General features: G+C 66.6%; 12 protein-coding genes. 4 read left to right on the top strand and 8 right to left on the bottom strand.

Annotation, left to right across the window (positions count from 1 at the left end; all coding sequences use genetic code 11):
* Positions 1–14: 14 nt before the first annotated feature.
* A complete protein-coding gene (locus tag L0D16_RS03870; RefSeq protein WP_243030131.1) occupies positions 15–1,655 on the top strand; it encodes a hypothetical protein in 1,641 nt (546 codons plus the stop codon).
* Positions 1,656–1,858: 203 nt separating this feature from the next.
* Positions 1,859–2,119 (top strand): AbrB/MazE/SpoVT family DNA-binding domain-containing protein, encoded by a 261-nt coding sequence (locus tag L0D16_RS03865; protein WP_243030130.1) that lies wholly within the window; start codon positions 1,859–1,861, stop codon positions 2,117–2,119.
* Positions 2,120–2,404: 285 nt separating this feature from the next.
* Here the strand turns inward: L0D16_RS03865 and L0D16_RS03860 are convergent, their stop codons facing one another.
* From L0D16_RS03860 to L0D16_RS03830, 6 genes are all read right to left on the bottom strand, one after another.
* Positions 2,405–2,662, bottom strand: a complete 258-nt coding sequence (locus tag L0D16_RS03860) for a hypothetical protein (protein ID WP_243030129.1) — start codon at positions 2,660–2,662, stop codon at positions 2,405–2,407.
* 205 nt (positions 2,663–2,867) lie between these two features.
* Positions 2,868–3,215 (bottom strand): hypothetical protein, encoded by a 348-nt coding sequence (locus tag L0D16_RS03855; protein ID WP_243030128.1) that lies wholly within the window; start codon positions 3,213–3,215, stop codon positions 2,868–2,870.
* 526 nt (positions 3,216–3,741) lie between these two features.
* Positions 3,742–6,846 (bottom strand): helix-hairpin-helix domain-containing protein, encoded by a 3,105-nt coding sequence (locus L0D16_RS03845; RefSeq protein ID WP_279231166.1) that lies wholly within the window; start codon positions 6,844–6,846, stop codon positions 3,742–3,744.
* Positions 6,819–6,968 carry a hypothetical protein gene (locus L0D16_RS03840; RefSeq protein WP_243030127.1) on the bottom strand — a complete coding sequence of 50 codons (150 nt, stop codon included), beginning with the start codon at positions 6,966–6,968 and terminating at the stop codon, positions 6,819–6,821. The genes L0D16_RS03845 and L0D16_RS03840 overlap by 28 nt, the downstream gene beginning before the upstream one ends.
* Positions 6,919–8,163 (bottom strand): Y-family DNA polymerase, encoded by a 1,245-nt coding sequence (locus L0D16_RS12385; protein ID WP_279231165.1) that lies wholly within the window; start codon positions 8,161–8,163, stop codon positions 6,919–6,921. Before L0D16_RS12385 ends, L0D16_RS03840 begins: the two co-directional genes overlap by 50 nt.
* Entirely contained in the window at positions 8,163–8,789 is a 627-nt protein-coding gene (locus L0D16_RS03830) for a LexA family protein (protein ID WP_243030126.1), read from the bottom strand. Before L0D16_RS03830 ends, L0D16_RS12385 begins: the two co-directional genes overlap by 1 nt.
* Positions 8,790–8,918: 129 nt before the next feature.
* Here L0D16_RS03830 and L0D16_RS03825 point away from each other — a divergent pair, with 129 nt between their 5' ends.
* Positions 8,919–10,139 carry an ATP-binding protein gene (locus L0D16_RS03825; protein WP_243030125.1) on the top strand — a complete coding sequence of 407 codons (1,221 nt, stop codon included), beginning with the start codon at positions 8,919–8,921 and terminating at the stop codon, positions 10,137–10,139.
* 460 nt (positions 10,140–10,599) lie between these two features.
* The gene (locus L0D16_RS03820) at positions 10,600–11,022 is read left to right on the top strand and encodes a DUF1640 domain-containing protein (RefSeq protein WP_279231164.1); all 423 of its coding nucleotides are present in this window, start codon (positions 10,600–10,602) and stop codon (positions 11,020–11,022) included.
* 604 nt (positions 11,023–11,626) lie between these two features.
* On the opposite strand, the gene L0D16_RS03815 is transcribed toward L0D16_RS03820, so the two are convergent.
* Both L0D16_RS03815 and L0D16_RS03810 read right to left on the bottom strand, forming a co-directional pair.
* A complete protein-coding gene (locus tag L0D16_RS03815) occupies positions 11,627–11,884 on the bottom strand; it encodes a hypothetical protein (protein WP_243030124.1) in 258 nt (85 codons plus the stop codon).
* A gap of 205 nt (positions 11,885–12,089) precedes the next feature.
* Positions 12,090–12,437, bottom strand: a complete 348-nt coding sequence (locus tag L0D16_RS03810) for a hypothetical protein (protein ID WP_243030123.1) — start codon at positions 12,435–12,437, stop codon at positions 12,090–12,092.
* Positions 12,438–14,138: the final 1,701 nt, after the last annotated feature.

Genomic DNA, 14,138 nt, shown 5'->3' with positions numbered 1-14,138 from the left:
CCTAAACTGAAGGCATGAAGATGCGAACCATGACCGCCAAGCTGGCCATCCTCTCCTTTCTAGGTCTGTTGGGAATCCTTGGAGGGTGCAACCTCCAGTCCTCCCAAGGGGGAACGGGTAGCGCCTGCTCCCATCCCATCCTGGGGAAGGACACCCCGAAGCTCTTCTGCTATAAGCCCGACTACTGGCCCATGAGGATCCGGTGGCAGGCCCCTTCCCCTCCCCCAGAGACGCCGTGGGAGATCGGGAAAAGGGTACCCGGGGAGATCTGGACATCCCCCTATGGCCTAGGGCCTGCCCTGAAGTTCCTGCGCATCCCCGGTTTTGAGGAGCGTTTCCTGATAGGTACCCTCTTCTCCTCCCCAATAAACGAGGGATGCTACAAGCTACCTTGTAGGGGTTCCTTCATCGAACGCCTCCGGGACTGGGACATGACGAACCCCGTTTACCCTTACAATGTCCTGCCCGTGGTCTTTGGTGGGGCCACAGTCAGTTCCCACCTCCCCGCCATCACCAACCGTTACGGTACCGGGGAGGCGGAGCTGGAGTGGGTGGCCCAGTACCTGGTACCGCAGGACCACAGCATCCTGACCGACCCCTTGGACTACGGGGATAGGCTGGAGCGGGCTCCCGAGCCCCTCACCGGCAAGGCCTTCACCTTCAGCCAGCGCTACAGTTTCACCTTTGGTTCCCAGGGGGAGATCCTGGGCTACACCCTGGAGGAGGAAGCCAGGGGACTACGCTATGCCAGGGAGTTGGACCCTTACCCCCTGTCCCGGGGTAGCGGGGCCTACATGATGCAGGACGCCCAGCTCTACCGGGTGTCCCCAGGGATGCCCCGGGATCTGGAACTGGAGGCCCTGGCCCCCCGTTACCAGTTCCACTGGACCAACCTGGACTACTACACCTACCGCTACGCCTCGGGGAACATGACCCCCCCGATACCCCTTTGCGCCCCGGGTTTTGGCTGGACCGTGAGGAGCTACGGGGCCCTCCCCTTCCTGCGGGCCAACCCCTACGACTACGATGCCGTGCCCCAGGAGGTCTGGCAAAGGGAGGCGCAAAAGGACTACCCCAAGATCCCACGCCCCTACTGGGATAACACCCTCCACCTGGTGGTGCTGGTGGAAAGGGATGTGGTGGACTACTGGATCTGGTACTCCCATCCCAGAAACGGCTACGAGTACACCAGATGGCATCCCGTCGCCCCCAGGGATAAGGCGTACCTGGACCGTTACCCCACCGCGGGGAAGGGCAACCCTCCGGGGACCACCCTGCGGGCGGCCATCCTCTACCGCAACGCCACCAGGAAGACCGGGGACTGGCGTCCCCATCCCTCCCACGCCTACGGGGAGGACCACTGGCACATCGTCTGGTCCGATGTACGCCTGGCGGGGACGGTGGACCGGCCCGACTGCGCGGTGGAGAGGATCGGCTACCACATGTATGACCTTTCCACCAGCATGCGCCTGGACAGCCTCTTCGGCCTCACGGATGTGCCCAGCCCCGCAAACGACGAGATGGCGGTCTTCTACCCCACTACGCCTGTCTTGGGGAACATTGGGATGATTGTTGACAGTACTTACACCCCAGAGTTCCTCGTGCCTCCGGGGGCGGTGAAGCTCCCCGACTGGGCCTTGCCCCCGGGTTGGTAGGGTAGGAGAGGGGCAGCCCCAGGGGAGACCCTGGGGCTAAATTTTCCCACGGTATCACCAGGATGCGGACCAGGAGGGGGATCGCCTCCCCCAGCAAGGGGGCAGGGGGTTCCAGGAGGCCTGGGCCTAAGGCCGCGTGCTCTAGCAGGGCCAGGCGCTCCTTAGGGGAAGGGCTTCTCTTCCCGATGCGGTACCATCTAAGTGTGGGGAATACCGTTGGGGAAACCCACTTTGTCGTTCGGCTGGAAGCCAAGGGCCGGATGGTTTTGCCGACGGAAGTGCGTGAGGCCTTGGGCCTTAAGGAGGGGGAGCACCTCCTCCTGCGCTTGCGTCCAGGGGGTAGCCTGGAACTCCTGAGCTTCCGCCAGATGGCTCGACGGGCCAGGGGCCTTTGGCGGAACCTGGCTCCCGGGGAGAGCCTGGTGGAAGAGTTGATTCAGGGCCGAAGGGAGGAGACGGGCTAGCTTAAGAGGGTAGCTGGCCTTAAAGTGCGGAAAGGTCTGATACCGGCAGATGGGGTTCAAAGATAGCTCCCTCTGCAACCTCTCACAGGCCCGCAGCCTGGGCCCCGTCCCCAGGCCCCCGTCGGGTGGGGGGCCTTGAGCAAAACCTAGCTCTCTTCCGGGCTCAGCTTGGGCTTCCGTCCAGGGTTAGGGTGCTGGCAACGCCCCTGGGGGTTGTACCGGGCCAACGCCAGGCGAACCCAGGATGCGGCGAGGAAGCCTCCGGGCGATCCCCGCGGAAGCCCATCAATCCACGAAAAACCCCTCCTCGTCAGCCTCCTCCTCATCCATCACGGGCTCCAGCGCATATCCCCGGTACAAGAGGGCATCCGGAGGGGCCTTGGCCAGGAAGTACTCCCAGGCTTTGCCCTTGTGGTACCTCTTGATCTCCTCCCAGTACTCCTTGGCCTCCCCTTCCGGCAGCCCCTCAATATCCCCCTCGGAGATCAGTTTTCGCTCCCTCGTATGCCAATCAAACTCCCAAAGCCGCACCAGCCTCTCCATCTTGCCTCCTGAACACCACCAGGTGTCGCTACGGAATCCGGATTTCGGCCCTTCCTCTCCAGACGGGCCAGCCTGGCCCCCTTGCCCGCTCCTACCTCCTCCTTCGCCTCCACTCAGGACGAGGAGGGGTCAGCCATTCGCCTCTCTACTCCTTCCCGCGGGGGGAAGGGAACCGATAGGGGCCATGGACCTTTGTTCTTCAACCTCATTTTTCGTCCTCCTCAAGGGTGATACCCCAGCTTTTGCGGTAAAACTCCTTCACCTCCTCCGGGGTCAGGATTTCCGGTTCTCCCCTGGACTCTATGAAGGTGGGGGCATTCTTCCGGTAGAGTTCCCGGACATACTCCTCAATCTCATCAAGCGTCATCTTGTCCAGGCCCAGGTCTTCGGCTAGGCCCACCAGTTCGGGGATGTAGAAGCCTCTCAGGGAAGCGTTCATAATCCCTTCCCTCTCCTCAGGAGTAAGGGGCCTGCCCCCTTCGTACACTACACAGAAGTAGTGAAGGGCTTTCCTGGCCTTCTCAAGGGTGATGGGGTCCAGAGTCTCTTCCATGGATTCCATTTTACCACATCGTGGCAATCCCCTTGCGGGGAAGGATCTCATGCAACGGTAACCCCCAAGAAATCTCGTCCTGGACAGGGCTGGCAGAAGGGGGTTTATGAGAAAGATGAAGTTTGGAATATCCATAGGGCGAATAAAGCTCCGGGGCCGACTCCCCTTCCAGCAGTAGCACCATGGAGGCCAGGACCATGCCCCCTTTTTACCAGAAAGGGGGCGGGGGAGCCGTGCACAGCCAAGGGGGGGCGCAGCTGGGGCCTCGAGGGCCCCCCCGGGGGTTCCGTGGGCAGGGGAATCCGGGGAAAGCCCCCAAGCGGCGGGTGGACCTTCCGCCCCTGGGTGCAGGGCCGGCCGCCACCCCCTTTAGGCCGCGGAACCATCCGGTGCCCTCCTCCCGGGCCACCCCCTTTAGGGGGTCCAGGCCGCCCTTTGCCCCGGGCCTTGCCCACCCCTTCTCCCGGCGGCGGGGGAACGGGGGGTTAAGGGAAGGGTGGGGCCGGCCTGGCCGCTGCCCTCGGCCTCACGGCCCCTGCCGCTTAGGAGGATGGGCCAGGGGTGGGGGCGGGGCTAGGGGCCCGCCCCCAAGGGGCCAGGCCTCCGTCACCCGCAGGGTCCCTCCAGCCAACTCCCCCGCCACCAGGAGGAGGCGGCAGTCCCGGAAGAGGGCGTAGTGCCGCTCCCAGACCTCTGGGGGCACGGCCGCCTGTAGGCGGTGGGGGCCGTCCTCCAGCACCAAGAAGGCGTAGCCCCGGGCGGTGGGGGGCTTCTGCAGGGCCACCACCAGCCCCGCGGTGAGGACCGGCCCCGGGCGCAGGGCAGGAAGAGGGGTGGCCCCCAGCTCCTTAAGCCAGCCCCGCACCAGGTCCAGGGGGTGGAGGGGAAGCTCGGAGAAGCCCTTGGCCTCGAGGTCCAGGAGGAGCCGCTCCCCGGGGGCCAGGGGGGGCAAGGGGGGCGGGGAGGCCTCCTCCACCAGGAGGGGCCCCCCGGGGGGGAGGCCGGTCCGGTAAAGGGCCTCCCGCCGGGGGAGGAGCTCGTCAAAGGCCCCCGCCTTGGCCAGGGCCAGGAGGAGGTCCTCCTTAGCCCCCAGGCGGGCCCGGAAATCCTCCAAGGAGGTGAAGGGGCCCCGGAGCCTTTCCCGCAGGATCTCCCTGGCCGCCTCCTCCGAAACCCCCTTGGCGGCGGTGAGGGGGGGCCTCAGGGCCTTCCTTCCCCCCACCACCTCCACCCGGTAGCGGAGGCCGGAGCGGTTCAGGGAAAGGGGCAGGAAGGGGACCCCAAGCCGCCGGGCCTCCTGGCGCCAGGTGGCGGGGGGCCACATGCCCGGCATCTCCGAAAGCACCCCCGCCAGGAACTCCGCCGGGTAGTGGTGCCGCAGCCACAAGGTGGCGTAGGCGTGACGGGCGAAGGCTTGGGCGTGGCTTTCCGTGAAGCCATAGCCGCGGAACCCTTCCACCATCCGCCATAGCCTCTCCGCCTCCTCCCCCACCAGGCCCAAGGTGGCGGCCAGCCCCTGGAGAAACCGCTCCCTAAAGGGGCCCAGGTCCTCCTCATCCCGGGCCCGGGCCACCCCCTTGCGGAAGGCCTCCGCCTCGGCCCAGTCCATCCCCGCCCCGTGGTGGAGGAGGGAGAGGAGCTGCTCTTGGAAGAGCAGGACCCCATGGGTTCGGGCCAGGATGCGGTCCACCACGGGATGGATGGGCCTGGCCTCCTCCTGGCCCAGGCGCCTCCTGAGGTAGGGGCGCACCGTGCCTGACTGGATGGGCCCGGGGCGCACCAGGGCGATCTGGTGGGCCAGGTCCTGGAGGCTTTGGGGGCGAAGCCTGCGGCTCATGGCCGTCTGGGCTGGGCTTTCCAGCTGGAAAATCCCCAGGGTCTCCCCCCGCCACAAGGGGCGGTAGACCCCTTCCTCCTGGGGCAGGGCCTCCAGGTCCAGCCAGACCCCTTCCGTGCGGAAAACCTCCTCCCGGGCCGCCTCCAGGGCGGAGAGGGTCCGGAGGCCCAAAAGGTCCAGCTTCACCAGGCCCAGGGCCTCGAGGTCGTCCTTGTCCAGGGTGAGCATCCGCACCCCCCCGCTGCTCCGCACCAGGGGGGCGTAGTGGCTCAAGGGCCTGGGGGCCACCACCACCCCGCCCACATGGGGCCTCAGGTGGCGCACATGCCCCTTTTCCATCTGGGAGAGGAGGCCCAGGAGGAGCCCCTTGACCGGGGCCTCCCCCAGCACCTCCCGGAAGAGGGGCTCCGCCTCCTGGGCCCGGTGGGGGCTCAGGTGGCGGAAGTCCCGGCCCAGGGCCCGGGTGAGGCGCCGCCTGAGCTCCGCCGGCAGGCCCAGGGCCCGGCCCAGGTCCTGCACCGCCAGGGGCAGGCGGTAGGTGACGTAGGCGGCGGCCATGGCCTCCTGGGCCCCGTAGGCCTCCTCCAGGTGGCGGATCACCTCCTGCCGCCTCCGGCTGGAGAGGTCCAGGTCTATGTCGGGAAGGGCCTTCATCCCCCCGTGCAGGAAGCGCTCAAAGAGGAGGCCCTCGGCCACCGGGTCCACGGGAGTCAGGTCCAGGAGGTGGGCCAGGAGGCTCCCCACCGCACTCCCCCGGGCCACCGCCAGGATGCCCCGGCCCCGGGCCCAGGCGGCCACCCCGTGGGCCAGGAGGAAGAACCCCGCCAGGCCCAGGGCCTCCACGGTGGCCAGCTCCTCCCGCAGGCGGGCCTCGTAGGCGGGCCTGTGGGGGTAGCGGGAGCGCAGGGCCCTCCAGGCCAGGGCCCTAAGCTCCTCCATGGGGGTGCGCCCTGGGGGCAGGGGAACGGGGGGGTCCAGGAGCCTTTCCGGCAGGAGGGGGAAGGCCAGGTTCCTGGCCAGGTCCCGGGCGTTGGCCCAGGCCTCGGGGAAGGGGATCCGGTCCCAGGCCTCCTCCCGGGAGGGGAGGGCCAGGGCCTCGTTGCGGGGCCTCTCCCAGGGAAAGGCCCCCTGGGGGGAGGCCTCCACCTCCACCCCCAGCCGGGCGCAGGTGAGGGCGTCCAGGAGGGGGTAGAGCCCCGGCGTGGCCTGGCGCACCTCCAAGGCGGCCACATAGGGGAGGCCCTCCTCCTGGGCCAGGCTCCGGAGGATGCGCACCCGACGGTCGTCCCCGGGGAGCCGGCCGTGGTAGAGGGAGAGGAAGAGCCGCTCCCAGAAGGCCTCCTTGAGGGCCCTCAGGAGGCGCCCTAGGGCCTCCAGGCGCCTTTGGGCCAGGAGGCGGCTGGGGAAGCCCCACCTTCCCCCCGTGAGGAGGACCAGGTCCTGGTGGTCCGCAAGGAGGGCCTCCAGGGGCAGCTCCCCCTCCTCCAGGGCCCGGGTCAGGTGCCCGGAAAGCCGGGCGTACCCCTCCCGGCTCGCGGCCAGGAGGAGGACGGGGAAGGTGCCCTCCGGGGTCCTCAGGGGAAGCCCAGCCCCGATGAGGGGCACCACCCCCCCTTCCCGGGCCTTCCGGAAAAGCCGCACCCCCCCGGAGAGGGAGAGCCAGTCCGTGAGGGCCAGATGGGTGTGCCCCAGCTCCTGGGCCCTCTCCAGAAGCCTTTCGGGGGAGGAAACCCCGCGGCCGAAGTAGGACTCGGCCCAGAGGAGGGCTAGTCCCAAACCCGGCTCAGCACCCATGCCTCCCCCTGGCGGAAAACCTCCAGGACCAGCCCTCCCTCCACCTCCAGGAGGAAGTAGTCCCGGCCCTCCTCAAAGCGCCACCACCTCCCCCCGGCCCGCCAGCGGTCCAGTTGGCGCACCACCCTCCGCCGCCCCCGGTAGGCCACCCACCGGGGCCTCCCCCCCTCCAGGACCACCGCCACGGGTTGCAGATAGAGCCGCATCCTCCACCTCCCATGGGCGGAGGCGGAACCCCCACTCCGGGGCCAGGGCCCCGGGGTCCACCACCTCCACCCGCAAAAGGGCCCCGGGATGGCGCCCCAAGAGGAGGCCAAGCCCCTCCCCAGGGCTTCGGAAAAGGCCCTCCTGCTGGGCGGGCCGCACCAGCCCGTGGGCCCGCACCCTCACCCCTTCCAGGGCCAGGCCCAGGGCCCCGCTCCTCCCGAAGGCCCGCACCAAGGCCCGGTACACCTCCCCCACCTCCCGCACGGGGGCCTTGGGCCAGTCCTCCCCCCGGAAGGCCAGGCCCTCGGCCAAGGCCTCCACCTCCAGGCGCCAGGCCGCCCTTCCCGCAAGCCCGCGGGCCAACTCCCGGGCCAAGTGCCGGAAAAGCCCCTCCTCCGCCTCGGCGGGAGGGTCCAGGACCACCCCGGCCTCCACCCCCTCCTCCTCGAGGAAACGGGCCACCTCCCGGCGCCAAGGGCCAAAGAGGTAGGGCCAAAGGGCCCGTCCCTCCCGGAGGTAGGCCAGAAGCTGGGGAGGGCGGAAGCGGCGGAGCTCCCCCACCCGCCTTAGCCCCAGAAGGCGAAGCCGCCCAAGCCCCTCCGGGGAAAGCCCCACCCCCCGCAGGACGTGGAGGGGCAGGCGGTCCAGGAAGGCCACCTCCTCCCCCTCCCCCACCCAGCGGGCCTGGCCTTCCCGGCTGGCCCAGGCGGCCAGGAGGGCCACCTCCCGCCACGGGGCCACCCCCACCCGGGCCCGGTAGGCCCGGGCCAAGGCCTGGGCCAGGGCCGGCCCCTCTCCGGGGGCCAGGGCCAGGAGGGCCGTCCCCGGCCCCAGGGCCTCCACCCTGGGGCTATGGCGGTGGAGCTCCCGGAGGAGGCCCCGCCAGGCCACCTCCCCCTGGAGGGGGTAAGGGAGGAGCCGCAGCCCCGGGGCCCGGATCCGGGCCACCTCCCCGTCCATCCCCTCCCGCACCCCAAGCCGGCGGGCCCAGGGGCAGAGGGCCACCACCCGCCCCCCCCGATGGACGGCCAGGGGGAAGGCCTCCAGGGCCGGGTCCTCCCGGCGCCAGAACCACACCGGCCAGGGGAGGAAGAGGAGGGCGGCCACCATCAGGGCCTCCAGAGGAGCCCAAGGCGCTCCAGGGCCTCCTGGCCCCTAAGGAGGAAGCGGAACACCCCTTGGATCTCCACCTCCCCCGCGGGGAGCTCCAGGGTGGGGTAGGCGGGGTTGTGGGGCTTGAGGACCACCCGGTCCCCCTTGGGGTAGACGTACTTCAGGGTGGTCCGGCCCTCGTGGAGGAGGGCGGCCACCTCCCCCGGCCGGGGCTTGGCCCCCCGCTCCACCACCACCACATCCCCCTCCAGAAGGTACTCCGCCATGCTGTCCCCCTCCACCACCAGGGCGAAGAGGTGGGGCTTGCCGGGAAGGAGGAGGAGGCCTTCCACCTCCTCCCGGTTGGCCTCCAGGGGGCCGGCGGGGATCCGCCCCACCAGGGGAATGGCCAGGCCCCCGAGGAGCCTCCCCTCGGGGGTGAGCTCCAGGTGGGTGGGCCTCCCGTGCCCCCCAGGGTAGAGGCGCAGGAGGCCCTTCCTCTCCAGGGCCTCCAGGTGTTGCCGAAGGCTTTGGGGCCTGAGCCCCAGGGCCCGGGTGAGGTCGTGGGCCGTGGGGGTGAGGCCTTCCCGCACCAGGGCGGAGAGGGCCTCGAGGACCCGTCTTTGTCCAGGGGGTAGCCTCATACCTCCTCCTTGAGTACCTGTTATATAGCAGGTATACGGGATCGTCAAGGGGGCACGCCACCCCCTAGCCCTCCCCAGGCCAGGAGGATGCCCCTTGCCTTTCCGCATATGAATGACTATCATTCAGATATGGAAACCGGTTTTCTCCCCCGGGCGGCCGGGCCCCATCTGGAGAGGCTATTGGGCGTCTTTCCCGTGGTGGCGGTCATGGGGGCCCGCCAGGTGGGCAAAAGCACCCTGGTGCGCCACCTGCCCAGCCTGGGCCAGCACCTCTACCTCAACCTGGACGACCTGGATCTCCGCCTCCAGGCGGAAGCCGACCCCCAAGCCCTCCTCCACAGGGGGGAGAGGCTCATCCTGGACGAGGTACAGCGGGTACCCGAGCTCCTTCTGGCCATCAAGCGCGCCGTGGATGCGGCCCGCATCCCCGGACGCTTCGTGCTCACGGGCTCCGCCCACCTCCTCCTCCACGCCCACTTGGGGGAAACCCTGGCGGGGAGGGCCGCCCATCTGGTCATCTGGCCCATGACCCGACGGGAGCAGCAGGGCCTGGGGAGGGCGGGCCCCTGGGGGGAACTCCTCGCCGCCCCCGTGCGGGCCTGGCCCTACCTCCTAAGGGAGCTACCGGGGCTGAGGGAAGACTGGCAGCAGGCCGTGGCCCGGGGCGGCTTTCCGGTGCCCGCCCTCCTCCTCAAGGACTGGGAGGAGCGGCGGATGTGGCTCCGGGCCTACCTCCAAACCTACCTGGAAAGGGACGTGCCGGCCTTGAGGGCGGTGGAGAACCTGCCCGAGCTCCGCCGGCTCCTGGAAGCCCTGGCCCTGCGCTCGGGAAGCCTCCTGAACCAGAGCGAGCTGGCGCGGGACCTGGGCATCTCCCAACCCACCGTGCACCGCTACCTGAACCTCCTGGAGGTGAGCTTCCTCCTGATCCGGCTTCGGGGCTACGCCCGTAGCCGCACCAAGCGCCTGATCAAGGCCCCCAAGGCCTACCTGCCGGACCCCGCCCTGGCCCTCCACCTGACGGGGGGCCAACCCTCCGGCGCCCACCTGGAGACCCTGGTCCTTCTGGACCTCCTGGCCTTTACCCACTCCCAGGTAAACCCTCCCGGCCTCTACTACTGGCGCACCGCCTCCGGCCAGGAGGTGGACTTCATCCTGGAGGCGGAGGGGAAGCTCCTGCCCGTGGAGGTGAAGGCCACCGCCAGGCCCACCCCCAAGGACGCCCAGGGACTCCTCTCCTTTCTGGCCGAGTACCCCGAGGCCCCAGGAGGCCTCCTCCTCCATGGGGGAGAAGAGGTCTTCCCCTTGGTGGACCGGGTGGTGGCGGCCCCCTGGTGGATGGTGGCCTAAGGGGCCTTTGGGGGAGGACCTGGGGGCCCCTTCCCTACCCCCAATCCCCTCAGGGATGAGGGCCTCGAGGCGCCTGCCGGTCCCAGCCAAGGCTCTTGGCCCCGGGGGGCCTTGTGCCCATGGCTTCCTTGCCAGGTACGAAAACCCGGGTTGCCCCCAAGACCCCCTCTGGGGGCATCGCCCGGGAGACGGTTCTTAGCGGGGTGCGGTTGCAAGGGTGCCCCCCGTAAGGGGATTGCCATTGTGGGCCCCTACTCAAAGGGATGGGCTGGCGGGCATCTTGGCTACAGGGTGTTGACCCATAGTCCATGTAGTCAAGAGCCTCATCCCCAGACCTCCCCCCCGCCAGGGGTTGCGCCTTCAGGGGTCCAGGCGGAGCCCTCCCCAGGGTCCGTCCCGAGGGATGCCCAAAGCTGGACCCCAAGGTCCGGGTGGGAACCGTGGAAAGGGGCACCGCACCATGCTAGGCTGGAAGGAGATAACCATTGAGGAGCGGGTCTACAAACTGGAGGGTCTGGTGGAGGGGGTGATGGTCATCCTCCCGGGGCGGATGGAGGCTTTGGAGAACCGGATGACCTCCCTGGAAGCCCGCCTGGACCTCCTGCGCCACGAGGTCAAGTCGGACCTGCAAGGCCTGCGCCAGGAGGTCAAGGGGGACAGCGAGGCCCTACGCCAGGAAATGGAGGAAAAGTTCCAGGGCCTGCGCCAGGAGGTAAAGGAAGAGATTCAAGGTCTGCGCCGGGAAGTCAAATCGGATCTCCAGGCCCTGCGCCAGGAGCTTAAGGGGGATATTGGGGTGGCCTTCAACCGTCTCACCCTGTACCTTACCGGTTTGGCCGTCGTCCTAACCATCCTCACCCTGGTGACGACTCCCTGTTCTTAAGAACAGGGCTTCTCAGGAACGATGAGACTGCTTGCCCAGTGCTCATCCCTGAAGGCTCCGTCCGACCCCAGAAAACCCCTGACTCCTTATCGGCAGGCGAGCCCAATGCTTCTGGCTCTGCCACGGGTGTTCGTTTGGAGTTTTACCCATCGGACTACCCGATGGAACCCCCTACTCCAAGTTTCAAGGTCCCCGGGAAACGCTGCCCCCAAGAAAAGTGTACCACACATCTCCCGAGAACTATGCCATGTGCCCCTGCGGGGCACGTGGGGGGTCCATGTATCCCCGGTTTGAAAACCGGGGGATTATAGCCCCCCACACCCCCCTTTTTCTCTAAGAGGGTAGCTGGCCTTAAAGTGCGGAAAGGTCTGATATCGGCAGATGGGGCTCAAGGATTCCCTCACCCAAGCCCGCAGCTTGGCCCCGTCTTCAGGCCCCCGTCGGGTAGGGGCCCTTGAGCAAAACCTAGCTCTCTTCCGGGCTCAGCTTGGGCTTCCGTCCAGGCTTAGGGTGCCGGCAACCTCTTTGGGGGTTGTACCGGGCCAACGCCAGGCGAACCCAGGATGCGGCGAGGAAGCCTCCGGGCGATCCCCGCGGAAGCCCATCAATCCACGGAAAACCCCTCCCCGTCAGCCTCCTCCTCATCCATCACGGGCTCTAGCGCATATCCCCGGTACAAGAGGGCATCCGGAGGGGCCTTGGCCAAGAAGTACTCCCAGGCTAGGCCCTTGTGGTATCTCTTGATCTCCTCCCAGTACTCCTTGGCCTCCCCTTCCGGCAGCCCCTCAATATCCCCCTCGTAGATCAGTTTTCGTTTCCTCGTATGCCAATCAAACTCCCAAAGCCGCACCAGCCTCTCCATCTTGCCTCCTGAACACCACCAGGTGCCGCTACGGAATCCGGATTCCGGCCCTTCGCCTCCAGACGGGCCGACGTGGACCCTTTGTCCGCTCCTGCCTCCTCCTTCGCCTCCGCTCAGGGCGAGGAGGGGTCAGCCATTCGCCTCTCCACTCCTTCCCGCGGGGGGAAGGGGACCGATAGGGGCCATGGACCTTTGTTCTTCAACCTCATTTCCCCTCCTCCTCAAGGGTGATACCCCAGCTTTTGCGGTAAAACTCCTTCACCTCCTCCGGGGTCAGGATTTCCGGTTCTCCCCTGGACTCTATGAAGGTGGGAGCATTCTTCCGGTAGAGTTCCCGGACATACTCCTCAATCTCATCAAGGGTCATCTTGTCTAGGCCCAGGTCTTCGGCTAGGCCCACTAGTTCGGGGACATAGAAGTCCTCCAGGCCGGTGTTCATGGTCTCTTCCCTCTCCTCAGGGGGGAGGGACTCACCCCCACTAGCCACAACCTGAAGGTAGTAAAGGGCCTTCCTAGCCTTCTCAGCGGTGATGGGGTCCAGAGTCTCTTCCATGGATTCCATTTTACCACATCGTCGCAATCCCCTTACGGGGAAGCATCTCTTGCAACTCGGCCTCCCAGCAAGTGTCCGAATTGCAGGACTAACAAGTCGCAATCCCCTTACGGGGAAGCATCTCTTGCAACCTGTTTCTTTCCAGCGCCCTAACGGCGACGACACCGTCGGGGTCGCAATCCCCTTACGGGGAAGCATCTCTTGCAACTGGGAAGACAATCTCTGGGACCAGGCGCATGAGTCTAGGACGTCGCAATCCCCTTACGGGGAAGCATCTCGTGCAACACGAAAAGATTACGAGGATGTATGTCCCAGCCCTTGTGTCGCAATCCCCTTACGGGGAAGCATCTCTTGCAACCCGGTCTCCTGGCGGCGGATACGCTGCGGGAAGGAGGCTTGTCGCAATCCCCTTACGGGGAAGCATCTCGTGCAACGTTGGAACCCACCTATGAGGAGTGCAAGATTCTTTTTGGTCGCAATCCCCTTACGGGGAAGCATCTCGTGCAACATATTCTCCGGACTATCCCTTCCCCCTTCCTGTCCAAAGGTCGCAATCCCCTTACGGGGAAGCATCTCGTGCAACAGGTACGAGGCAGCTTGGGACATCATGTCCTATGCCGCCGGTCGCAATCCCCTTACGGGGAAGCATCTCTTGCAACACGCTCCACCCACCTTGGAGATTATGCGGACGTGGGTGAAAAGGTCGCAATCCCCTTACGGGGAAGCATCTCTTGCAACGGGTAAAGGAAGTCAGGGAAGAAATCGGAAGGTGGTTCGGGTCGCAATCCCCTTACGGGGAAGCATCTCTTGCAACGGTAACCCCCAAGAAATCACGTCCTGGGCAGGGCAGGCAAAAGGGGGTTTATGAGAAAGATGAAGTTTGGAATATGCATAGGGCGAATAGAGGGGGTTTTGCGGGGTTTGGTGCGATGATGGGCCGCTTTCGGAAGGGGCGATGAGATGTATAAAGCGCATATTGCCCTTGGGCATGGGAAGGATAGGCTTTCAAGATCCCCGTCCGGGCATCCGGACAAGAGCATTATACCAGTTCCGCGAAGATTTGACCGCGTCTAGTGGGCGTGGCAGAGGATGCTACTGGAAAGGTTCGTTCCAATACTACAGCTTGGGATAGTTTCCTTTGCGCCATGTCAAGTTAGGGGTGGGAGTGTAGTGCAGATTACTGTAGGGCTAGGGCTTTGGGAAGGTGGGGAGGCTTGGGGGGAGGAGCAGGCTCTGGCTCGGGGAAGGAGGGCTTTCCCAGAAGCTCCCCTCTGGCCCAGGAAGTAGGGCCAAGGAAGCAGGCCTCAGTGAGCAGGCTCTGCCCCTCGCTCTCCATGAGGGGCGTGGGGGCCTCTCTGGGCTTGGGAACTGGGCTTCTGGGGGTGTCCGAACCCCTTGAGGCTCGGAGCTACAGTGGCCCCCTCCCCCCGAAGAGGAACCCCTGCAGAAGGTGGTAGGGGAAACCTATGGCATCCTTGGCCATTTAGCCCCCGGGGTGAGCCCGGTGGAGGAGCTGATCCGAGAGCGCCGGGAGGAGGCCCGGAAGGAGGAGGCAGAGTGAGGGCCGTGCTGGATGCCTCGGCGCTCCGGGCCCTCTTGCTGGGTCAGCCCTGCAGGGGTAGCCAATCACGCTTTGTTGGCCAATAACGGCCATATCTCTAATCGTTGAAGAGGGGTTCGCAATGCCCAAGACTGCGGGTG

The organism is Thermus altitudinis (assembly GCF_022760835.1).
Lineage (GTDB): Bacteria > Deinococcota > Deinococci > Deinococcales > Thermaceae > Thermus > Thermus altitudinis.
This window is presented reverse-complemented; position numbering and strand designations above follow the sequence as displayed.